Here is a 23,643-nt window from a genome sequence, read left to right on the forward strand (position 1 = left end):
GTTCTTTGTCTAACAGGTCGAGTACAATATTGGAGAGCTGCGGCGATAAAAGGCCACCTTGTGGCACCCCTCATGACAGGCTTTCCAATATCCATCTTCTACACATCCTGCGCGCAAGTAGCTTGCGATCAATTTGAGTAAACGCTTATCGCTGATTCTTTGGCCAAGTAAACTCATAAGGAAATCATGATTTACTCGATCAAAAAATTTAGATAAATCGACATCCTCCGCTATTCGTTTCCCTTCCTCGATATATTTTCTAAGCTTGCTCACTGCATGATACTGTGATCGCTTTGGACGGAAGCCATAGCTAAACTCCGAAAAAGTTTTATCGAAGATTGGGTGGATAACTTGGGCAACAGCTTGCTGAATAACACGATCAAAGATTGTAGGTATCCCAAGACCTCGCTGACCACCATCTGGCTAGCGAATGTAGACTCGCCTAGCGGGAAGCGGTTGATAATGGCCTTGCCGAATAATTTCAACAATCGCATCGCCAATTACCTTGAAGTGCTGAACAAACTCATCGATGGTAATCCCATCAATGCCTGCGGCACCTTTATTGCCGGATGGCAACATATCGGTAGGCTGCCCTGTCTTTTAACTCTGGAGTTTGGTTGAGACCTTCACCGTGTCCAAGGTATTAATCTTGGCATTTGGCTACTAGGCCGTCGGCTGAGTTCCGTTAAATCACCCTGGTCATTTCTGACCGAGGCGCTGGCTATGTTCCACCATTTTTTCTACTCCACGATAGTGGTGGACCTACTTATGAGTCAGCGCCCACGCTGACAGCTAAACAGATCTCCCTAGATAAGAACGTGAACTTTCACTGCACAGCTGCATCATTGACTCTACCTGTTAGATCACCCAGCTAAACCTTATTGAATGTTTCTGTTCGTAAGCTCGAAGTTTTGCTGGCGGCTGTCTCCCCAAAAGACCTCGTGGTATTGCAGTTGCCATTCGCTAGTAGTTAGCATTTAATGGAATCCATTAGCGGTGAGCTTCCTACTGGGGACTTTCGCCCTATTAGTCCAGGCCCATGCTGAGTGCACCAAGCGCCTGTAAATTGACCTCCGGCCATTGTCATCTTTTTTGCCAAAACCTTAATAAATAAGGTGACAGTAGCCACCGGCAGTTGAGGCGGGCGTTAGGTGCGTAATATCGACGACCTCTTTGAGAGATGATAATGAAGAAACTCAAAAACGAAAAAGAGATGGTGAAAAAGGCTATAGCACTCGGTACTGCATATGGCACCAAACGAGGCGTTGTCGAATTCGAAGCTACCGATTCAGCTCACGAGAAGCTCGAATATATTTACCGTCTTTTAGTTCACGATAAATTAATTCAACCCCTTCCAGAAGACAAAATATCACAGAAGGCTATCATGCATAGGTTAGCAATATGGGCCTCAAAGCAGTGAAGAGAGGAGTTTTATCGTAAGACCAGGAAGTATTTGGTAGCCATACTAAAAGGGCTTAAAAAGTCATAGTCATGGATTAGCAGCCATTAGCGCCGATATTCCTACGTTTCACCACAAATAAAAACGAAACCATGTCCGGCTTTGTTTATAGCTTAGGTAAACACCGTTAACACAAGAAAACCGATAAATCGTCAGACTTAGAAGAGGAGTATGAAGTGGCTTAAGATAAGCCACTTCAATCACAAACAGCTAATATCCGCTAAAGGGGCAGCGGCATAGGTTTTTCATTCACCTTAAACTCGCTGTCTTTCAGGCTGATATTGGAGCTGTAGCCGTCATTGGTTGATACTAACAAACCTTGTTGCTCAAGAGACGCTAATATGGTTGGTACTTGTTGAGCAGCTACTTGCTCCAGCTGCTCTTCACTCATGCCTTGGGTTTGCGGGTTATTTTTCAATTGAGCTTTCATCACTTGTACTGCCATAAATTCAATCAGGGCTTTATCGCCGCTTAGCTTGCCGTCAACTAAGGCATGTGACAGCCAGAAAGCCGGATCTAGTGGTTGCTCCGGTAACACGCTAATGCCAACTAAGCTAGTATGAAGGTTACTGTTAAAGCTGCCTTGCGGGAAAGTACCACGTAAGCTGGTAATATTCACTTGAGGTTCGCCAGCCACTAAAGATAACAGATTAGCGTTCATAAACTCCATAGCCTTAGCTCCTGCCTCTTCAGCAGGCAGCGTATTGAGTGAGTTCGCAAAATCCTGATAAGACTTCAAAAATTCTTGGCTGATATTGGCGACCTCAATCTCAAGAGCCAGATCTTCACCATGGAATTCAGCTATGTCGACCTTTTTAGAGCCGTAGGAAACCTGCATATTTCCCAGTTGTTTTTCTTGGTTGAATTCAGTACTGCCCTTCACATATAGGTCAGCAATGTCAATATTTTCGTTTTGTTCTCTATCATTTAAACTGATGGCACCAAGGTTAATTGTTATATCAGAATCATAAAAAGCACTTTCAAAGATTGCCTTAAAGGAGGAAGCCATGGTCATATCCATAGTCAAACTTTCAGCCTTGACGTCCCTTAACTCAGAAGTGACAGTAAGGCTATCGGCACCCCCCTGGTAAGTTAGTTGCCCATCCTGATATTGCCCTTTACCCTGGAAACCGCTGAAAGTTAACTGAGCTTTATGATCTTCAATATCAGTAGTAAATGGCGTAATGCTGTCGTTATAGTAATAACCACCTAAAACATTCATATTGCCATGAAGCTGGTAAAAAGGCGTTTGCTCAGCCCACACCAAATGTTCACGTAATTGATCACCGGCAGCTTCTAGTGTCCAGCCAAGCCATCCGAAACCGGCATGTTCACCGAAGCGAAAGGGGCCGTGGGAAGCACTGAAATCTACTTCTACAGAAAAAGATTCAAGTTCAGGGGTATCTGACACATCCGAGAAAGCATTGAAATCCATGCTTACCAAAAAGGTAGTCTGGGTTGAAAACCAGGATGAATCCATGCTTTTTATTTCAACCGTGTATGCCGAATTTTCATTTGCGGCAGTGACTATTTCATCAATGGATGACTCAAGTTGAATGCCGGCAATTTTCGGTGCAACAACACCAGTAAGCACTGCTGCTGGAAGCAATACACTCAATAATTTCTTCATTAAAACAAATCCAAACTACAAATTGGCTGAGAAGTAAGTCTATTATTATCTCATATTTACAGGCAGCTGTAAGCCAAAATATAAATACTTATTCTTTCTTGGTGTAAACTACAAACGGACACCCCTATAACAACAATATGTAAAGTGGACTCAATGAAACTCACCACATCTAGTCCTTAATATTGGAGGCGGGAAGCCTTGCTCGCCGAAAATGCGAACGCTGTAATTAGTTGTAACTGGTACAAATTTTTATATTCGATAAGGGATCGCGCAAATGTAACCATTGGTAAGTTGAGATTCCGTTTGCTGGGCCACCCGAAAGTATAAATTCATGTATTTGTGATTGTAATTATTGCCTGCATTCAGCTTTAAAGTGCATCACTTACTTTACCCGTTAGATCTCCCGGCTTCTGTATCCTTGGCCAGCTCGTTGTTTTTCTATCGGCCTCCTCCCCACAAGACCTTGCGATATTACAGTTGCCATTCACTATTAGTTAGCATTTAATGCAATCCATTAAACGGTGATCTTCCTACAGGGGCTTTCACCCCATTAGTCCACGCCCATGTTGGGTGTACCAAAGCCATCAAGCATTGCCAGCAAAGCTGCCTGGACCTCCGCACTTTGTGCTCCAGCAGGTTATGACGGCGTTAAGGCTACAATGAATATTCGAGAATCTATCCAGTCTCAATTTTCCGGAAAAGCTTTCGAAAGACCTTTGTTCTATACCCACAAAGGAGGTCTTCGTTTTGAGCTTTCCTTAGGTGGAGATTGGCTCGATCAATTTGACTTAGCATTACGTAAATCTCACGAGATATGTGAAGAAATATTCGATAAGGAGATTGTTGCCTGTTACCGTATCTTTAGTAACGAACCCCTAGTTTCTTCTATCTCCACTTTTCGTGAGCTTAGAAACATTGGATTATTTCCCGAGAAAGTGAAAGAGAAAGAGCACTGGCTTGAGCATGTAGCGGTAGATGAAGGCTGGATTGAGGGGGAAACTGAAGATTACTGGCATACAATTGCGATAAAACTACCCAAATCAAGTCTGAAGAAGCTACTTTGGTGCAGCATGGCACAAGACTTAGGCGTCAAGCCATGTCCGCTAGTAAACATCTACCTCTTTGATCTAACTAAAGGAGTTGAAGCTTGGCCTTATGATGTTCGAGGCATGGACGTTATTGGCAACAAGGCCATACTGTCTCAGCTATACAAGAAATTCAACTCATACCTTCTCGACTACGATAGAGAGATGATGGACACCAATTTTAGCTAAGGTCTTAAGTCGGGGGGCACAGTCCCCTGATTTATCTCCGCACCACTCCCCACACTAATCCCAATCCCAGCTCTCTCTATCTTGAATCGCCTTTTCACCCATTTTCTTGCACCATACATTTCTTAAATATCTCCATTTATTGACACAAAAAGCAAGTTTTCCGATCACTGACGTTAATTATCACAGAATTCCATCTAATAAAAAGTAAAGGCATAAGAATTAAACGTTCCTTAGTGATACTGGCGTAATCTTGGACTAAGCCTTATAAACAGTGAACAAGCAAACAAGGATTTTGGGAGCTAGCAGGCACCTCGTTGAAGTAGAGGGCAACTCAAAAGTATTCCATTCGTTTTCTGTACCAGAAATCGTTCCTATCAAAAAAATACCAAGTATTTTCGCGGCGGTACTAATAATCAATTCGGGCGTGACCCATAAGAAAAACGGGGAGAAAGAAGTTGAACTACCCAGAGCAGCTCAACCCGGAAGTGTGGCCTCTTGTCGTTTATTGCCTTGCTGTACTCGCACTAATTGTCCTGATGCTGAGCCTTTCCTATTTTCTCGGGCAGAAGAGAAGAGATCCCGCAACAGATGAACCTTTTGAATCCGGGATTATCTCCCAGGGCAGTGCTCGCCTGCGAATTTCAGTTGCCTACTATTTGGTTGCCATTTTATTCATTGTATTCGACCTGGAAGCGGTTTATCTGTTTAGCTGGTCAATTGCCTTCTTTGAGACCGGACTTCTCGGCTTTATCGAAGCCACAATCTTTATTGTCATCCTACTGGTAGGGCTGATCTACCTATGGCGCCTGGGTGCATTGGAGTGGGGCGGACAACAAAAAAGTTTGATTGGCCGCAAAAATAATCAATAAAGAAACCAGGAAAACACCATGCGCTGGCAGCTGAGTAAGGCAGATGATGTCATCGCCTCTGACTCCCGTAAGTCAAGTGGCGAGGAATTCGAAGAAGACCTGCAAAAAAATGTTCTACTCGCCAAGTTGGAAGAGTTAGTCGCCTGGGGACGCTCTAATTCACTTTGGCCATTTAACTTCGGGCTTTCCTGCTGCTATGTGGAAATGGCCACTGCATTTACCAGCCGCCATGATATCTCCCGTTTCGGCGCAGAAGTCATTCGTGCAACGCCACGGCAAGCTGATCTTATTGTAATTTCTGGCACCGTATTCCTAAAAATGGCGCCTGTGGTACAGCGGCTCTACGAACAAATGATCGAGCCTCGCTGGGTGATATCCATGGGCTCTTGTGCCAACTCTGGCGGCATGTACGACATTTACAGCGTGGTGCAAGGTGTCGATAAATTTTTGCCTGTTGATGTATATGTCCCCGGGTGCCCCCCACGCCCAGAAGCATTACTGCAGGGTCTCACTCTGCTACAAAAATCCGTTGCTGCCGAGCGCAGAAATTTCAGTTGGGTAGTGGACGAACAGGGAACCAGAAAAGTAGCCAAACCAAGCCAGCGGGATTTGCATCGAGAAGAACGGATGCGTACGGAACTATTGCGCTCTCCAGATACGGTTTAAAGCTTAAAGCGCTCCAATAAAACAATAACAATGGGACCCTCATGACAGGCGTTATAGCAAAAAGTATTCACAGTGAGACTGCCTATAGCAAGGAGGCTGAGCTATTCCTGCGTGATCTCGACCAGGAATATCATTTGCACAATTACTGGTTGCAACCAAATTGTGGAGATATGCCCACTCTATGGGTAGATGCCCAGTCCCTGATTCCCATATTGCAATTTCTCAAGGTAGATATTTCTCGTCCATTCGCCATGCTTTACGACCTCAGCGCAATAGATGAGCGCTTGCGAGTAAACCGCGGAGAAGGACCAGAAAAGCAGCCAGCTAGTGATTTTACCCTGGTCTACCAACTCCTATCTTTCACTCGCAATTTATTTATCCGCATTAAGGTCGCTCTGGCCGAATCCAAGCTTTCAGTACCATCAATTGATGACATTTGGCAAAACGCCAATTGGTATGAGCGGGAGGTTTGGGACCTCTTTGGGATTAATTTCGAAGGGCATCCACATTTGCGCCGGATTATGATGCCCACTACCTGGAAAGGACATCCCCTGCGTAAAGATCATCATGCGCGCGCCACAGAAGTAGACCCTTTCAGTCTTTCTGAAGAAAAAGAGCGTAAGGAGCAAGAGGCACTATTATTTCGTCCTGAAGATTGGGGCATGGCTCGTGCCAATGAAGACTCAGAATTTATGTTTCTAAATCTGGGGCCAAACCACCCCAGTGTGCATGGCGTTTTTCGCATCGCCCTGCAACTCGATGGTGAACAAATAGTGGATGCGGTACCGGATATCGGTTATCACCATCGCGGCGCAGAAAAGATGGCAGAACGCCAAGCCTGGCATACCTATGTGCCCTATACAGATCGCATTGATTACCTGGGTGGCGTTATGAATAACCTGCCCTACGTTTTGGCTCTTGAGCAACTCGCCGGAATTCAGGTGCCCGAACGTGCCCAGGTTATTCGTGTAATGATGTGCGAGTTTTTCCGCATTTCCAGCCATCTCGTCTTTTTCGGCACCTTTGCTCAGGACGTCGGACAGATGTCCCCAGTCTTTTACATGTTTATCGACCGGGAGAAACTATTTGGCATAGTCGAGGCCATCACTGGTGGGCGTATGCATCCGGCCTGGTTTCGGATCGGCGGTGTAGCCCAGGATCTACCAGAGGGTTGGGAAAAGATGGTCCGGGAATTTCTCGACTATATGCCACAACGCTTGCGCGATTACGACGGGATGGTAATCAAAAATAAACTGCTACAAAAACGTACACGGGGCATCGGCGTCTACAATACCGCTGAAGCACTGGAGTGGGGCGTGACGGGTCCCGGTCTGCGCGCAACCGGGCTTGAATGGGATTTACGTAAAAAACGCCCTTACAGTGGCTATGACCAATTTGAATTCGATATTCCCAGCTATGATGGTGGTGACTGTTTTGATCGGTGTCGTGTGCGAGTGGATGAAATGTGGCAGAGCCTGCGCATTATCCGTCAGTGCCTGGAAAATATGCCAGCTGGGCCCTATAAATCCGATCACCCATTGACGACGCCTCCACGAAAGGGGCGCACTATGCAGGATATAGAAACCCTCATCCAACACTTTGTAAATAACAGTTGGGGACCTGTAATGCCCGCCGGTGAAGTGTGTTTTCCAATCGAAGCCACTAAAGGTCTCAACAGTTATCAAATTGTCAGCGATGGAGGGACGACATCATACCGCACTAGAATACGTACCCCCTCATTCCCACATTTACAAATGATTCCACTTATGTCACGGGGGCTGTTAATTGCGGATCTTATTGCAATCATTGCCAGTATTGATTTTGTTATGGCAGATGTTGACCGATAACAACAATAAATTCAGTTTAGATTATGGGGAGATTTATGAAATACAGGATTCGATGCTCTTATGTCGCAGTAACGACCGGCGACAGTAGCATCTTCTAGATGCCTCCGTGATTCGACTATAGGAGGCGAAAATGTCCAGCGTACTAGAACCGGAACTGATCGAAGTAATGGAGCAAAGTAACAAGGATCCAGAAGAACTCTCCGAAACCCTCACCGATGAGGAAAAGCGAGAAATTGATGAAGAGGCCTCTCACTATGAGGGAAAATCTTCTGTGGGTTTAGAAGCACTTAGAATCGTACAAAAGTATCGGGGCTGGATTTCAGACGGTAGTCTACGGGCCATTGCAAACTACTTGGACATGCCTGTAGCTCAATTGGAGAGCGTAGCCACTTATTTTCAACTGATTTTTCGTCAGCCCGTTGGGAAAGAAGTGATCTTGCTTTGTAAAAGTGCCAGCTGCTGGGTTATGGGCTGTGATCAATTACAAAAACACATAAGCCAGAGTCTACAAATTGAACCAGGGCAGACAACAAATGATGGAATATTTACTCTATTGGAGGCTCCCTGCTTAGGCGATTGTGATAAAGCGCCTGTACTCATGCTGGGAGAGGAAATGTATAGAAACCTCGATGAATCAGCTATCGACGCACTAATCGATAAAAAGAAACAAATCCATGCTGACAAATCCTCTCACTAAAAATATCACCAAAGAAAATACCGCAGCAGATATCACCCGGTACCTGGATAATGATGGTTACCAAGGATGGCGCAAAGCGCACTCTATGGTACCGGATGACATTATCAACCTTGTTAAAGATGGCGGGTTACGTGGACGCGGTGGGGCGGGATTTAACACTGGATTGAAGTGGAGCTTTGTTCCCCGAGGCGAAGGATCCCCTGAGCAAAAGTTTGTTGTCTGCAACGCAGATGAAATGGAGCCGGGCACATTCAAAGACCGCCTCCTTATGGAGCGTGATCCACATTTATTATTAGAAGGGATGGCAATTGCTGCCTACGCCATAGGCGCATCCATTGGTTACATATTCATTCGCGGGGAATATCACCTGGCAGCAGAACGCCTGGAGCGAGCAATAGAGGAAGCAAAATCTCAAGGTCTTATCGGAAAAAATATTTTTGATAGTGATTTTTCATTGGAAATTTTTGTGCATCGCAGTGCAGGTAATTATATCTGCGGTGAAGAGACAGCGCTTCTCAATGCTCTCGAAGGGCAACGTGCAATCCCCAGAGCTAAACCACCATTCCCTCAAGTAAGTGGCTTATGGGGTAAACCTACAGTTGTAAATAATGTAGAAACCTTCTGCAATATACCCCATTTGGTAGCATATGGAGTCGACTGGTACCGTGGCTTGGGCGTCGGACAGGATGCTGGCAGTAAAATATTTGGCGTCAGCGGCAAAGTCAAAAATCCCGGCACTTGGGAATTGCCAATGGGTACCCCTATTCGCGAAATTATTGAACAGTATGCCGGTGGCATGAGAGATGGACTTCGGCTAAAAGGCTTCCTACCAGGCGGAGGATCTACTGATTTCCTGGGGCCCGATCACCTTGATCTTCCTATGGATTATGACGTGATCGGCAAGGCTGGTAGCCGTATGGGGACCGGTACAATTATTGTGTTAGATGATAAAACCTGTCCTATTGGGCTGGTACTAAATCTTACACAGTTTTTTGCGCGCGAATCCTGTGGATGGTGTACTCCTTGCCGAGATGGCTTGCCCTGGATTGTGAAAGTTCTGCAAAGAATCGAGAGTGGGGAAGGTCTGCCCGAAGACCTTGAATTGCTACATGAGCAATGTAAGCGTATTGCCCCAGGTAAAACTTTCTGTGCATTGGCTCCTGGGGCAGCAGAACCCATTCAGAGTTCCCTCAAACTATTTGAACAGGACTATATAGATCATATCAAGAAAGGCTGTTGCCCCTATAAATAACTAGCGAAAGAGATTGGCCGGACTCCCAATAATATCAAATAAATAATGGATTAACGATGCCAACCATAACGATCGATGGCGAGAAGTATCAGGTTGATGGCGATCAAAATCTTCTCAGCAGCTGTCTGACTGTAGGTCTAAATGTCCCCTATTTTTGCTGGCACCCTGAAATGGGCTCGGTAGGTGCTTGCCGGCAATGTGCCATGATCGAATATAAAGACAGTGAAGACCAATCGGGTCGATTAATTATGAGCTGTATGACACCAGTTCGAGATGGTGGTATCTACAGTGTCAATGCCGAGGCAGCAAAAGAATTTCGCGGTAGTATCATTGAAGACCTGATGACCAATCATCCCCACGACTGTCCAGTTTGTGAGGAAGGTGGTGAGTGTCACTTGCAGGATATGACTGAAATGTCAGGTCACACCATGCGCCGCTATAGGGGCACCAAGCGCACACATCGCAATCAATATCTTGGTCCATTTATCAATCATGAAATGAATCGGTGTATTACGTGCTACCGTTGTGTACGGTTTTACAACGATTATGCTGGAGGGAGTGATTTACAGGCACTCGGTCGTAATCATCAGGTTTATTTTGGTCGTCAAGAAGAAGGTCGCCTACAAAATGGCTTCAGCGGAAACTTGGTTGAAGTCTGCCCTACCGGTGTATTCACTGATAAAACATTCAGTGCACATTTTGTTAGAAAATGGGATCTACAAACAGCGCCTTCGGTTTGTGAACATTGTGCAGTAGGGTGTAACACTGCACCTGGTTCAAGAGAATCCAGTAATGGTAACGACCCTGTACTAAGGCGTATTACCAATCTCTTCCATCACGATATAAACGGTTACTTTCTCTGCGATCGAGGTCGTTTCGGGTACGAATATGTCAATGGCTCAACACGCATTGATCAGGTATTGAGTGTACATAATGAGGAGCTTATTAGCTCCACCGCAGATTCAAAAGATAAACTTCACTGTAAAGTAAACCCCCGCGATGGTGTTCTACACCTATCGGTACAAGTCACCGCAGCTCAACGCCAACTCCGCCGGATCATTGGCGTTGGCTCTCCCCGAGCATCAATAGAAAATAATTTTGCTCTACAGCAACTAGTTGGAGCCGACAATTTCTTTTCTGGGCTAAACCGTTTCGATCAGCAATTATTGCAACAGATCAACGCTATACAGAGTGACGAACGAATAAAAAGTCCCAATACTCCAGAAATAGAATCCGCAGATGCGGTTCTGATAATCGGTGAAGATATCTATAACACGGCGCCCCGTATTGCCTTGGCTGTGCGTCAAGCAGCACGTAATCGTCAAAAAAAGCAGGCTCAAAATTTAAAAATTCCTTTGTGGCAAGATGCTTCCGTAAGACAACTAGAGGGTGATCCCAGCCCGATTATTTTTATAGGAACAGAGCTTACCGACCTCACAGATATAGCCAAAACTACCCTGTTTGAGTCACCAGAAAAAGTTGTACAGTTTACTAATGCGCTCACAGAGGAAATCAAAAACTCTAACAACCAGGGAACTGAAAACACCTCAGAACTACAGAAACAGATTAGACGCGTGGCTCAAATACTGGAAAACGCAAATAATCCACTGATTATATCCGGAGTATCCAGCAGGCATCCCAACACTTTAAGCGCCGTAGCCAATCTGGCTTGCGTAATAAGCGATCGCAAAAAGTCACCCACTAATCTGTATTTAAACTGTGGCGAAGTTAACAGCTTGGGATTAATTCAGCTTGTTAATGAAAGTGATAACAATCTGGATCAGCTCTTGGAGTCACTGACAACAACAAAGAATACTATTCCAACCAGTCTTGTTGTGCTGGAAAATGATCTATATCGGCGACTGGATACACCATCTGCAGAGAAGATTTTTTCTCTAGTGGATGAAGTTATTCTGATGGATTCTCTACTTACGCCTACCGCCAAGAGAGCCAACTGGATCTTCCCAGCATCTACAACAGCCGAATCACAGGGTACTTATATAAATAATAATGGTTTAGCCCAGCGATTTTATGCAGTCTATGAAGGCAAAGGATACATTCAGGAGAGCTGGCGCTGGCTTGTGGATGCTGTAGATTTCTGTACTGAGAAGTCCGCTAACCTCTCAGTGATCAACAGCTGGAAGCACAGTACAGATCTCAGTAATGCCATAGCGAAGGAGTTCACGACACTGGGGGTTCTCGCTGATCTCGGCCCCAATGAAGACTATCGCATAGATGGTCTTAAGATCGCTCGACAAAGTGCCCGTTATAGTGGGCGTACCGCTATCCACGCCCAACAACATGTTTCAGAAACACCCCCCATTAAAGATCCTGATGCTCCCATGAGCTTCAGTATGGAAGGCATACACAATCCCAATAAAACTCCACTCCAGGCAAATATTTGGTCACCAGGATGGAACTCCAACCAATCTATCTTTAAGTTTCAACAACAAGTTGGTGGTGAGCGTAAAGGGGGGCCGTCAGGAAAAAGAATTGTACGAGCTCCACGACCTATCTCTGAATACCTCCCCTCTAGTGGTGAATTAGAGCATCCATCAGAAACCTCCAATAAAGTACAGATGCTTCCCATTTATCGCCTCTTTGGTAGTGAGGAACTCAGTAACCAATCAATGTCTCTCTCTGAGATTATTGACGCTCCATTTATATTAATACATCCAGATACCCTAGCTCACTACACTCTGACTATGGGAGAACTGGTAGATATAGAAACTAGCAGTGACACCCATAGAGCAGAAATAAGACCCTGCAACACCATACCCCATGGGTGTATTGGTGTGCCTTTTGGATTACCGGGAATGGAGACCCTGGCTCCTCAGATTCCTGGCTATGCCTCTCTACGTCCGGCAGTGGCACCTATGATTAGCGAGGATCAATAAGCCATGAGTACACCAATCTGGATTACTCTGCTCAATATTTTCGGTGTACTTATCGTTACCGTGTTACTCGCAGCTATCCTCACTTGGGGAGAGAGACGACTTCTTGGATTTTGGCAGGATCGGCCAGGTCCAAATCGGGTGGGTCCCTTCGGCACATTACAAGTTCTTGCCGATATGATTAAGCTGTTCTTTAAAGAAGACTTCATTCCTCGGTTTGCCGATATTCCTGTCTTTGTTCTAGCGCCTACAGTCGTTATGGCAACCATGCTGATTGCTTTTGCCGTAGTGCCCATGTCACCAAGTATTGGGGTTGCCGATCTTAATATTGGTCTACTGTTTGTGCTTGCAATGAGCTCCATTGCCGTTTACAGCATCATCCTTGGTGGCTATGCCTCTAATAATAAGTATGCGCTACTAGGTGGTCTCCGAGCCGCTGCACAGACAGTCTCCTATGAAGTCTTTATGGGATTGAGCCTGATGGGTGTAGTGATGATGTCCGGTAGTTTCAATTTGAGGGATATTGTTAATGCCCAGGCGGACACCTGGTTTATTGTGCCCCAGTTTCTGGGTTTTATTGTTTTCTTTATTGCCGGTATCGCCGAGAGTCGCAGGACACCCTTTGACCTCCCCGAGGCAGAACATGAATTAACAGCAGGATTTCATACTGAGTATTCAGGTATGAAGTTTGGAATGTTTTTTGTTGGTGAATACCTTGCTGTAATTCTGATATCCGCACTAATCACCACTTTATTTCTAGGAGGGTGGCATGGCCCTCTACTCCCTCCTATTATCTGGTTCTGCCTAAAAACTGCTTTTCTGGTTGCCATTTTCATTCTATTGCGTGCAGCCCTTCCCCGTCCTCGATACGACCAGTTGATGAAATTTGGCTGGAAGGTCATGTTGCCCTTGTCTCTGTTTAATCTGCTCGCAACCGCTGGAGTACTGTTATGGATCGCCTAGGCCTTCAATCACATCCCCACAGTATTGCCGGAGGACGGAAATGATCGCCAGTCAAATTCGCAGTATGTGGTTAATATTTAAACATCTATTCCGGCGTAATGTCACCGTTCAGTATCCAGAGGAGAAACCTTACCTAGCGCCACGCTACCGTGGGAGAATTATTTTAAGCCGGGATCCCAATGGCGATGAGCGCTGCGTAGCTTGTAATCTCTGTGCAGTTGCCTGCCCGCCAGATTGTATTTCTTTACAGAAAACCGAAGATCCTGATGGTCGTTGGCGTCCAGAATATTTCCGTATTAATTTTTCCCGCTGCATCATGTGTGGACTCTGTGAAGATGCATGCCCAACTTATGCGATCCAATTAACACCTGATTTTGAAATGTGTGAATACGATCGTCAAAATATGGTGTATGAAAAGGAAGATCTATTGATCGATGGACCAGGAAAATATCACGACTATAGTTTTTATCAGGTCGCAGGAAAAGCCATAAAAGGAAAAGATAAGGGCCAGGCAGATAATGAAGCAGAGCCAATTAATGTTAAAGGCCTGAATCTATAGCTTTAAAAAACATACATCATTATTGACCCAAACAATCACCAACAAGTCAACAACCGCCGACAAAGAAAACAATAATTAAAAAAACAAAATTATTCATTAAATAAGAAAAAGTCGCTGAGAAAAACAATCACTCAATCGACTAACACAATACCAGGGAGCCGAAAGGCATGAATCTTATCTTCTATTTGACAGCTGCCATAGCGGTAGCGTCCACAACCATGGTTATTTTTCATAAAAATGCTGTACATGCCCTTCTTTATCTAGTGACATCGCTACTCGCAGTGGCTGTAATCTTTTATCAATTTGGGGCTCCTCTCGCTGCTGCCTTAGAAGTAATTATTTATGCCGGGGCAATTATGGTATTGATTATTTTTGTCATTATGATGCTCAACCAGGGAGATTCCACTGTAGCTCAGGAACAGGCGTGGCTTCAGCCCAGAACCTGGATCGGCCCGGCTTTATTGTCTGCCTTATTATTAGCTCAACTTATTATATTGGTGAGTAATGGACAAATCTCTTCAAGTCAAACCTATCACTACATAGGCCCCAAACAAGTAGGTATCGCGCTATTTAGCCACTATGTTCTCGCTGTAGAGTTGGCTTCAATGTTATTGCTGGCTGGATTAGTTGGTGCATTCCACTTAGCTCGTCGTAGAAATATTGATTCAGAGGGATCTAATAATGCCAATTGAAACCGCACCAGGTCTTGAGGCAGGTGTTCTACTTGCAGCCATCCTTTTTTGCTTGGGACTGGCAGGTTTAATGATGCGAAGAAATGTCATTTTCATGCTGATGTGTGTGGAGATTTGCACAAATGCTGCAGCACTGATGTTCGTAGTCGCTGGTGCACATTGGGGAAATGCTGATGGCCAGGTAATGTTCCTATTTGTCGTCACTCTTGCGGCAGCTGAAGTAGCAATTGCGCTTGCTTTAGTTCTGCAATTTTATCATCGCAAGCATACTGTTGATATTGATCAATTAAATGAACTGAGAGGCTAACATGCAGGGCCTATTAGCTTGGGTGCCACTTTTACCACTGATTGGCTTCCTCACATTGGTAGCTATCCCACTATTTTATCGGGATGAGCCTTCGCAAAAAGTGATTGCCTATATCGGCGTAGGCAGTGTTGGCTTGGCTGCTCTATTTACGATAATTGTGGCCATTGTTTTATTTTGGGGGAATCCCTCTGAATCAGTCAATATTTCTCTATGGTCGTGGATGTTGGTGGACAACCTGAAACTAGGTTTCAATTTCCACGTGGACTGGCTAACCATGGTGATGTTACTGATTATCACTGGTGTTGGGTTTCTTATCCACCTCTATTCAGTGGGCTATATGCGGGAAGACCTGGATTTCCGCCGTTACTTCGCTTACCTAAACCTGTTTGTCTGTGCCATGTTGATTCTGGTTTTGGCTGATAATCTGGTCTTACTTTATCTTGGCTGGGAGGGTGTTGGACTCTGCAGCTATCTTCTGATTGGTTTTTGGTATAAGAATCCAGCCAATGGAGCAGCTGCCCAAAAAGCTTTTATCGTCACCCGTATTGGTGATACGGCAATGGCTATCGGCTTGTTTCTGCTTTTCTATGAATTCTCAACACTAAACATTCCTGAGCTTGTCTCGACCATAAACGGTCCAGATGTAAACAATGACATAGTCACTTTAGCGTGCCTTCTCTTACTGGGTGGTGCCGTGGGTAAGTCGGCACAATTACCATTGCAAACCTGGCTACCTGATGCCATGGCTGGTCCAACACCAGTGAGTGCCCTGATACATGCTGCCACTATGGTTACCGCAGGTGTATATTTAATTGCCCGTATGCATCCTCTTTATATGTTATCCGAAGTGGCAATGACCGCTGTGGCAGCCGTTGGCGCTCTCACACTACTTCTGGCTGGCTTCAGTGCAATAGCTCAAAGTGACATAAAAAGAGTACTCGCCTACTCCACAATTAGTCAGATCGGTTACATGTTTCTTGCTTTAGGCGTTGGTGCTTGGTCTGGCGCTATTTTTCACTTAATGACTCATGCATTTTTTAAGGCCCTACTATTCCTATCTGCAGGATCAGTAATTTTAAGCCTGCATCATGAACAAAATGTTTTTTCAATGGGTGGACTGTATCGAAAAATACCACTTACTTTTATTTGTTTTACCATTGGATGTGCATGCCTTGCTGCACTTCCCTTCACCTCAGGATTCTATAGTAAAGACCATATATTATTGAGCGCCTGGGAATATCACCATGGCATTAACATCTTGTGGCTCGCCGGCATACTCGGAGCACTCGTAACCGGAATTTACAGTTTCCGTGTATTATTTCTCGTGTTTTTGGGAAGAGAAGGTCAAGCTTCCACTCATTGTAAAGATGCCAATATCCCTGTAATGAGCATACCTCTCTGTATTCTCGCAGTGTTGGCATTATTTGGTGGCTTATTGGCCCCGCCGCTGCAATCCGTATTTGGTGTTCGCCCAGACGAAGTCCACTCCCCCTGGATCGAAGGCACTGCTATTGCAATGCCATTAATAGGCCTTGCCATTGCCTGGAAGTTATTCCGTCATGAGCAAAGAACAGGAGAACAACGTTCAAGTCTATTGCAGTTCTGGTTCTCCGGCTGGGGATTCGATTGGATATACGATCATCTACTGGTGCGACCTTTCAAGTTTCTTACTCAAATAAACCACAATGATATTATTGATAGTATTTACAAAGGCACTGCAACAATTAGCCGACAAATGCATGCTCTTCTAAGTACCTCGCAAAATGGACAAGTGCGTTGGTACCTAACTACCTTCGCCGTTGGTTCCATTCTATTCCTCGCACTTCTGGTGGCGTTATGACCCTTTTAACGATCATTATTATATTGTTCGCCGGCGGCGTGCTAGCCTGGCTAGCTGAGCGCAATTTTAAAACTGGTGGACGCTGGATCAGTATGATCAGCTTATTACTTGCCGCCTTATTACTCACAAACTACTCAACATTTATTCATTCAACAGAAGTTGGCACATCGGAGCCTTGGTGGGAGAGTTTACAAATACCCTGGATTCCCAGATTTGGAATTGACTTCCATTTAGCCATTGATGGCTTAAGTTTTCTCATGCTGGTACTGACACTGGCAATGGGAATTTTTGGGATAGTAATGACCTGGAATGATATTAATTTTCGCAGAGGTTTTTTCTATTTCAATTACCTATGGACTTTAGCCGGTGTTGTTGGTGTCTTTACCGCTATTGATCTTTTCCTTTTCTTCTTTTTCTGGGAAGTCATGCTGATACCCATGCTGTTCTTAATCGCAGTATGGGGTTATGAGCAACGTATTTACGCCGCAATCAAGTTCTTTATTTTTACTCAAGCAAGCAGTCTTCTAATGCTTATTGCGATAGTTGCGCTTGTTTATATCCACTACACCAACACCGGGCAGCTCACTTTTAATTACAATGCCCTGCTAGATGCCCGTGTATCACCCGGAATTGCCTACTGGATAATGCTAGGGTTCTTTGTTGCTTTCATAGTCAAATTACCAGCTTTACCTTTCCATACTTGGTTACCAGACGCACATACTCAGGCACCTACAGCAGGGAGTATCCTACTGGCCGCCATTCTCCTTAAAACGGGTGCTTATGGCTTGTTGCGCTTCAACCTACCGCTATTTCCTGAAAGCTCAGTAGCATTTGCACCGGTAGCAATGACTATTGGAGCACTCAGTATTATTTACGGAGCAATGCTCGCCTTTGCTCAAAGAGACATGAAGAGGTTGGTAGCCTATTCCAGTGTTAGCCATATGGGGTTTGTATTACTTGGCTTGTATGCCCTTGATACTATTGCTATTCAAGGAGCTGTTATGCAAATGATCGCTCACGGCTTGAGCACTGCAGCTTTATTTGCCCTGGTGGGTGCTATTCAGCATCGCTTTCACACTAGAGATATGCACCAGTTGGGCGGTCTTTGGGCCAGATTGCCAAAGTTATCTGCCGTTGCACTTTTCTTCGCAGTAGCATCTCTGGGCCTACCTGGTTTAGGCAATTTTGTTGCTGAGTTCACCGTACTTGTAGGTAGTTTCCGAAGTAATCACTGGCTAACAGCCCTGGCTGCAGTTGGACTTATTGGTGCAGCGCTCTATGCCTTACTTATGATGCAAAAGGTATTCTTTGGAAAACTGAACAAGCGACTGGAAAAGCCGATTCAGGAGCACGAGGCTACAGATCTCAGCATACGGGAATCTAGCGCCCTTCTCACTCTCGCCGTCCTATTAGTCTTTATCGGTTTACGCCCACAACCAGTTTTTGATATTGCCGATCCAACCGTTCAACGGTCCGCAACAAGAATTGATGCTGCTTTAAGTGATCAAAAAATATCAAATGAACAATTATCATCTAAGACTCTCTCACCCAAGCTTAAACCGACCTCAGTTGAGGATAACACCCCATGAGTGCACAGGAACTTTTTGGAATACTGCCACTACTGATACTTAGTGCAGGTATAGTTATTCTATTGTTACAGGTATCTTTTTGGCGTGGGCACCTGGGAGCATTGGTAACCACCCTAATCACTCTACTGCTTGCCATGGCTTCTTGCTTTTGGGTTGCCGATGAACTGACTGGTGCAACAAGCTCGCTTCAGGTAACTGAGCTTATCCTGATCGACTACACTGCATTATTTTTCACACTTATATTATTGGTAACCGCCTTTGCCGTCAGTATTATGGGGTTCAACTACCTACGTCTACGCTGTGACCCAAAAGGAGTAGCTGGTAGTTATCCAGAGGAATATTATATTTTATTGCTTCTGGCAATGCTTGGTGCCTGCACTCTGATTTTCTCCAGCCATTTTGCAACTTTTTTCCTGGGACTTGAGTTAATTAGCCTCTCTCTTTATCCCATGCTAGGTTTTTCCTTAACTGGCGATCTATCCCCAAAAAGAGAGCAGCTTCAGTCCCTTGAATCAGCCATTAAATATTTAATTCTATCAGCACTATCCACTGCATTAGGCCTGTTCGGTATTGCGCTTATTTATAGCGCTTCTGGCGCGCTAGACTTTACCGGCATAGCTTCTCGAATTACCGAGTTATCCCAGACCTCCACGCTATTTGCGACTGGAGTTACTTTATTTCTTATCTCTGTGGCTTTTAAATTATCACTTGTGCCCTTTCATATTTGGACACCTGATGTTTACCAAGGGGCCCCCACGCCAACAACAGCCTTGATTGCAACCGTAGCCAAAGGAGCGGTTATTGGCTTCCTATTACGTTTCTTTAATACTCTGGACCTATACAGCAGCAAAACTTTAATCGATATGCTTTCTATTGCAGCCATAGCCAGTATGATTGTAGGGAATCTTCTCGCATTAATGCAGTCGAATATCAAACGCCTTTTAGCCTACTCTTCAATTGCACATATCGGTTATTTGATTGTGGCTTTTATCATAGGAAAAAGCACCTTTGGCACAGAGGCCGTTATTTATTACTTGATAGCTTATATAATTACTACCCTAGGTGCTTTTGCGATAGTGGGCTTGGTCGCCGATTCGGTTGAAGAAAAAGTGCTTAGTGGAGAGTACCCTGAAAATCCCACTTCAGATAGCCAGAACCCCTATCAGCGCGCATTTTATCAGGGGTTGCTCTGGCGCTCCCCCTGGTTGGCCAGCTGTTTCGCTGCCATGCTCCTCTCCCTTGCCGGCATACCGCTAACTATTGGCTTCATTGGCAAGTTCTACGTGTTTACAGCAGGGGTTGAGGGTGAAATGTGGGGGCTTCTAGCGGGTGTGGTTATCGGTAGTGCTCTGGGACTTTTCTATTATCTAAGACTACTTCTTACCCTAGTACAGCGTGATAGCTCCCTGGATACAACCTCTAACGGTACAGTACAAATTGCTGCATCTGGCCAGTTGTTACTACTGGCACTGACGGGGGCTCTGTTAGTATTCGGTATTTTTCCTCAGATCTTGATCAACTGGATAAATGCACTATAAAGATTAATTAGGGTATGGCCGCAAGAAGATACGACCTGTTTTCCGCCCAATAACAATTTCCTGGGTATCAAAGGGCAGACCTATGAAGACTTTCAAGCAGGCATTTGAAATCATTCAGGATGCAGAAAAGTTTCACCTGGATATGGCAGACCTTTACGAGAATTTACTTGAAAAATCTGAGGATTATCGAACTCAGCTGTTATTAAGGCATATGTTAGAGCATGAACAACGTATGGCGAGAAACCTCTCAAACTATGGAGAAATCGCCCAGCAAAAGGTCATGCAGACCTGGTTGCAGTACACCCATGAAGAATCCGCCCATGATTTTATTCGTCAACTACCACTTAGTGACCCGCCCACGATCAAAGAGGTCAATAATATTGGAAGGGAAGTAGACCGATATTTTTCCAGTCTTTATGAAGCGGTGTACGGCGCTATTGAGTCCATGGAAGTGAAAGAAGTCTTTGAGGACTTGAAGCAGATACAAGACAAAGAACGTATCACCTTATCTATGGCAACTAACTCTCTCTGGGACATGTAAAAAAGCCCGCATAAAGCGGGCTTTTTTACAGTAACGATAGCTTTTAAGTAAAGCTATTCACTGAGGGCTTAAAACTCATACTGTGCACGTACATAGTAGAGCGCACCATTAAAGCCCATTGGTGCTGTCTCGGGGTATTCAGCGCCTGCAACACCTGACCAGGGGTTCTTATCTGGGTAGTTATTAAACAGATTTTCAGCCCCTGCGATCAGCGACAGCGAATCGCTAAAGTCATAGGCACCCTCTATATCCACAGTCCACTCATCACCGGCATCAATGGGTAAGCTGTAATCATCCAGGTGCGCTTCCCAGTAGCTGCCATAGTAGTTCAATCGAACTAGACCACGCCATCCTTCACCCGCATGAGAAATGGTTGCATTACCACGAATGTTGGGTAGACCATCTTCCAACTGCCCAAGGCGCATATCACTGATGGTTTCTTCCCGATACTTGGTGACTTCTGTATCAGTCCAGTTTGCTGCGAAACTTAAGTCAGTGGCATCTCCGAGCGGATAGGTTGCCACCACATCAATTCCACGGGTCTTGGTGTCGAAGTCGTTGGTATAAAAGCGAATCGATGTTAGAGAATCAGCTCCGCTAATACCATCGGCTACTAGTTGCGCTTTTTCCGCTTCACTTAGTTCCTGATCCGCAGACTGGGTGATACGATCACTTACGGAAATTTGGAAATAATCGAGGGTAATATCCCAGTCACCGGCAGCAATAATGGCGCCAATAGTAAAGTTTTTCGACTCTTCAGGTTGTAGTTGCTTCCCACCTTTTAATACCGCAACAGGGTTTGTCGGTGGGATAGTACCTTTATTCTCTAGCTGACCATCTGCAAAGGCCGTAGTCACATTACTTATATTTGACTGAGCTGGTGTAGGTGCACGAAAGCCGGTACTGTATGTAGAGCGCAAGGCGATTACATCATTAATTGCCCAATGTCCGGAAACCTTATAGTTGAAAGTACTGCCGAAGTCTGAGAAATCTTCCCAGCGTAGGGCTGTGCCCAAGCGAAGATTATCAGTCGCTTCCAGTTCAAAGTCGGTATAGAGCGCAATATTATCGCGGTCGAAAGTACCAATAACTTCAGGTCCGAACCCAGAAAAACCATTAGAACCAATAAGGAATTCTTGTTCTGTCAATGGACCTTGAGTCCATGAGGCTTCATCCCCCATATTGACTTCGAACTCTTCCTCACGCCACTCAAAGCCCCCGGCCATATACAATGCCTTACCGGAAATTTCAGTAGCCTTGGTCAGGTCAATATTAAAGTTAGTCTCAGTTTGCGCATAACCACCAGGGCTAAAGCTGGTCGGGGTATTTGGGCCCATTGTGGCATTAATGGTATTGTAGATATGGAAATCTACTTTGTTCTGGCCCCTACTGGCACTGACATCGTAACCAATACCATTGGCCAATTCACCACGCAACCCGAAGACCATGGAGTAATCTTCTAGATCACCACCAAAGCGCGGAGTAAACCCGCCAGGGAACATCTCGGTAAAGGAGAAACATTCATCGAGATCATGGGCTTCAGAGACACTGACATTCTGACAATTATCAATACCATTGCTGGGATCTAAGTCACCTATCAGAGGTAAAACAACCTCCTTGTCAGGGACCCCATCACCATTTGTGTCAATCTCATCCTTATAGGTAAAAACCCCATCTCGATTTTCTGGATTACGGAAATAGAATCCCCCATCGGTTGAACGGCTGGCGTAGTTACCAAAGGCATATAGCTCAGCAGTATCGTTCAGCTCAATGGCACTGTTAATAAAGAACTTGGTGTCATCATCAACTTCGGGCTGACCCCAAACTTGCGCTGGGTTAGCAACATGAGTATTGCCATCGGCGATCAGCTGCGCAGCATCGTCCCGCTGGGTACTGCGGCTTGTGGAGTCCTGCTCGCGATACTCCATACTGAAGTTTACAAAACCAGAATCGGTCAACGGCAGTCCAAAGTTGGCGGCAACCATACTCTGGTCGCCATCACCCTCGGCAGTGGTAGCATGCTTCACCTCAACGGTGCCACCCTCAGCAGCATCTTTAAGCTGGAAGTTAATCACCCCGGCAATGGCATCAGAACCGTATTGGGCGGCTGCACCGTCGCGCAGTACTTCTACTTGCTTCAGTGCTATGGCTGGTATAGCAGAGATGTCCGGGCCCTGAGCGCCATCTGATACGCCACTACCAAGGAAAGCAATCACAGAAGCACGGTGGCGGCGCTTACCGTTTACTAGAACCAGGGTGCTATCGGGCGGCAGTCCACGCAAGTTGGCCGGGCGTACAATCGATGCGGCATCAGAGATCGGCTTGGCATTAACATTGTAGGAAGGCACAACATTGCGCAGCAGGTTGTTGAGGTCACCATCACCTTGGTTAACAAATTCGTCACCAGTAACGATGTCGATAGGTGCGGAGGAATCCGTAGCCGAACGCCCCTCAACACGGGTACCGATAGTGATGACTTCCTCCAGAAGTGCATCCTCGGCAACTGCGGGGCTGGACACAGCGGCAACCGCCATTGCCAATAGCGATGGCGCGCCACAGGCCGCTAGCCAACGCTTCTTATTTTCTTTCATGTAATTACCCTGTCAATTATTGGTTTTATCTTCCAATGCTAATCGATCATTTTTCGGCAGTGTGGTACCGGGTACGAAGCAATCTATCCTGATTGGAACAGTACGTGCCGAATAGCGTACTGATATAGCCCGCCCCTCAAATGATGGACATCATCATTCTTCATCACTGCAAGAAGCGTGACACAGGTAAAAAATGCCAGCAAAAATGGAAAATTAAAATACCTAAATAACAGGTATTTACAATTTAAATCATGTCTATTGAGGTGATAATGACATTCATGTCACTGTGAGAATTCACAGCAAAACGAACTAAGGGAGATTAATAGGGAGTAATTTTCAGAGTACTAGGTAGGCAACTGTCATACAAACAAAGGATATGCGAAATAGTAACTGATTTTTACTCCAGAGTGAAATAGCCCATCCTAAAAAGGTAAA

At 45.2% G+C, this 23,643-nt stretch carries 19 protein-coding genes and 1 pseudogene; 17 read left to right on the top strand and 3 right to left on the bottom strand.

Annotated features, from left to right (window positions below; all coding sequences use genetic code 11):
- Window positions 1-9: 9 nt before the first annotated feature.
- A pseudogene (locus ACJJIT_RS14910) lies at window positions 10-408 on the bottom strand (reverse transcriptase domain-containing protein); the annotation flags it as partial.
- 54 nt (window positions 409-462) lie between these two features.
- Here ACJJIT_RS14910 and ACJJIT_RS14915 point away from each other — a divergent pair.
- Both ACJJIT_RS14915 and ACJJIT_RS14920 read left to right on the top strand, forming a co-directional pair.
- Window positions 463-621 (top strand): hypothetical protein, encoded by a 159-nt coding sequence (locus ACJJIT_RS14915; protein WP_444898894.1) that lies wholly within the window; start codon window positions 463-465, stop codon window positions 619-621.
- Window positions 622-1,186: 565 nt separating this feature from the next.
- On the top strand, window positions 1,187-1,420 hold the full coding sequence (locus ACJJIT_RS14920; protein ID WP_252084850.1) for a DUF5062 family protein: 234 nt from the start codon (window positions 1,187-1,189) through the stop codon (window positions 1,418-1,420).
- Between the two features lie 259 nt (window positions 1,421-1,679).
- Here ACJJIT_RS14920 and ACJJIT_RS14925 read toward each other — a convergent pair whose 3' ends face one another.
- Complete coding sequence (locus ACJJIT_RS14925) at window positions 1,680-3,089, bottom strand: YdgA family protein (protein ID WP_444898895.1); 1,410 nt, start codon at window positions 3,087-3,089, stop codon at window positions 1,680-1,682.
- A 563-nt stretch (window positions 3,090-3,652) separates the two neighbouring features.
- On the opposite strand from ACJJIT_RS14925, the gene ACJJIT_RS14930 reads away from it, so the two are divergent.
- The 15 genes from ACJJIT_RS14930 (at window position 3,653) to ACJJIT_RS15000 (ending at window position 20,617) form a co-directional block, all read left to right on the top strand.
- Complete coding sequence (locus tag ACJJIT_RS14930; RefSeq protein ID WP_444898896.1) at window positions 3,653-4,363, top strand: DUF3885 domain-containing protein; 711 nt, start codon at window positions 3,653-3,655, stop codon at window positions 4,361-4,363.
- Window positions 4,364-4,818: 455 nt separating this feature from the next.
- A complete protein-coding gene (gene ndhC / locus ACJJIT_RS14935) occupies window positions 4,819-5,232 on the top strand; it encodes an NADH-quinone oxidoreductase subunit A (RefSeq protein WP_252084847.1) in 414 nt (137 codons plus the stop codon).
- Between the two features lie 18 nt (window positions 5,233-5,250).
- The gene (locus ACJJIT_RS14940; RefSeq protein ID WP_444885845.1) at window positions 5,251-5,898 is read left to right on the top strand and encodes a NuoB/complex I 20 kDa subunit family protein; all 648 of its coding nucleotides are present in this window, start codon (window positions 5,251-5,253) and stop codon (window positions 5,896-5,898) included.
- 41 nt (window positions 5,899-5,939) lie between these two features.
- On the top strand, window positions 5,940-7,745 hold the full coding sequence (gene nuoC / locus ACJJIT_RS14945) for an NADH-quinone oxidoreductase subunit C/D (protein ID WP_252084845.1): 1,806 nt from the start codon (window positions 5,940-5,942) through the stop codon (window positions 7,743-7,745).
- A gap of 130 nt (window positions 7,746-7,875) precedes the next feature.
- Window positions 7,876-8,442 carry an NADH-quinone oxidoreductase subunit NuoE gene (nuoE, locus tag ACJJIT_RS14950; RefSeq protein ID WP_444898897.1) on the top strand — a complete coding sequence of 189 codons (567 nt, stop codon included), beginning with the start codon at window positions 7,876-7,878 and terminating at the stop codon, window positions 8,440-8,442.
- A complete protein-coding gene (nuoF, locus tag ACJJIT_RS14955; RefSeq protein WP_444898898.1) occupies window positions 8,420-9,694 on the top strand; it encodes an NADH-quinone oxidoreductase subunit NuoF in 1,275 nt (424 codons plus the stop codon). The genes nuoE and nuoF overlap by 23 nt, the downstream gene beginning before the upstream one ends.
- Before the next feature lie 56 nt (window positions 9,695-9,750).
- The gene (nuoG, locus tag ACJJIT_RS14960; protein ID WP_444898899.1) at window positions 9,751-12,591 is read left to right on the top strand and encodes an NADH-quinone oxidoreductase subunit NuoG; all 2,841 of its coding nucleotides are present in this window, start codon (window positions 9,751-9,753) and stop codon (window positions 12,589-12,591) included.
- A 3-nt stretch (window positions 12,592-12,594) separates the two neighbouring features.
- A complete protein-coding gene (gene nuoH / locus ACJJIT_RS14965; protein ID WP_252084841.1) occupies window positions 12,595-13,551 on the top strand; it encodes an NADH-quinone oxidoreductase subunit NuoH in 957 nt (318 codons plus the stop codon).
- A gap of 40 nt (window positions 13,552-13,591) precedes the next feature.
- A complete protein-coding gene (gene nuoI / locus ACJJIT_RS14970) occupies window positions 13,592-14,110 on the top strand; it encodes an NADH-quinone oxidoreductase subunit NuoI (RefSeq protein ID WP_444885850.1) in 519 nt (172 codons plus the stop codon).
- Window positions 14,111-14,277: 167 nt separating this feature from the next.
- Window positions 14,278-14,802, top strand: coding sequence for an NADH-quinone oxidoreductase subunit J (nuoJ, locus tag ACJJIT_RS14975; protein ID WP_252084839.1), 525 nt, complete (start codon window positions 14,278-14,280; stop codon window positions 14,800-14,802).
- A complete protein-coding gene (gene nuoK, locus ACJJIT_RS14980; RefSeq protein WP_435583630.1) occupies window positions 14,792-15,109 on the top strand; it encodes an NADH-quinone oxidoreductase subunit NuoK in 318 nt (105 codons plus the stop codon). Before nuoJ ends, nuoK begins: the two co-directional genes overlap by 11 nt.
- 1 nt (window position 15,110) lies before the next feature.
- On the top strand, window positions 15,111-16,949 hold the full coding sequence (gene nuoL, locus ACJJIT_RS14985; RefSeq protein ID WP_444898900.1) for an NADH-quinone oxidoreductase subunit L: 1,839 nt from the start codon (window positions 15,111-15,113) through the stop codon (window positions 16,947-16,949).
- The gene (gene nuoM, locus ACJJIT_RS14990; RefSeq protein ID WP_444898901.1) at window positions 16,946-18,538 is read left to right on the top strand and encodes an NADH-quinone oxidoreductase subunit M; all 1,593 of its coding nucleotides are present in this window, start codon (window positions 16,946-16,948) and stop codon (window positions 18,536-18,538) included. Before nuoL ends, nuoM begins: the two co-directional genes overlap by 4 nt.
- Complete coding sequence (locus ACJJIT_RS14995; RefSeq protein WP_252084836.1) at window positions 18,535-20,076, top strand: NADH-quinone oxidoreductase subunit N; 1,542 nt, start codon at window positions 18,535-18,537, stop codon at window positions 20,074-20,076. The genes nuoM and ACJJIT_RS14995 overlap by 4 nt, the downstream gene beginning before the upstream one ends.
- Before the next feature lie 82 nt (window positions 20,077-20,158).
- Window positions 20,159-20,617 carry a hypothetical protein gene (locus ACJJIT_RS15000; RefSeq protein WP_252084835.1) on the top strand — a complete coding sequence of 153 codons (459 nt, stop codon included), beginning with the start codon at window positions 20,159-20,161 and terminating at the stop codon, window positions 20,615-20,617.
- A gap of 68 nt (window positions 20,618-20,685) precedes the next feature.
- Here the strand turns inward: ACJJIT_RS15000 and ACJJIT_RS15005 are convergent, their stop codons facing one another.
- A complete protein-coding gene (locus ACJJIT_RS15005; RefSeq protein ID WP_444898902.1) occupies window positions 20,686-23,208 on the bottom strand; it encodes a TonB-dependent receptor plug domain-containing protein in 2,523 nt (840 codons plus the stop codon).
- Window positions 23,209-23,643 lie beyond the last annotated feature (435 nt).

Source organism: Microbulbifer mixtoriginis (SeqCode) (assembly GCF_052467515.1).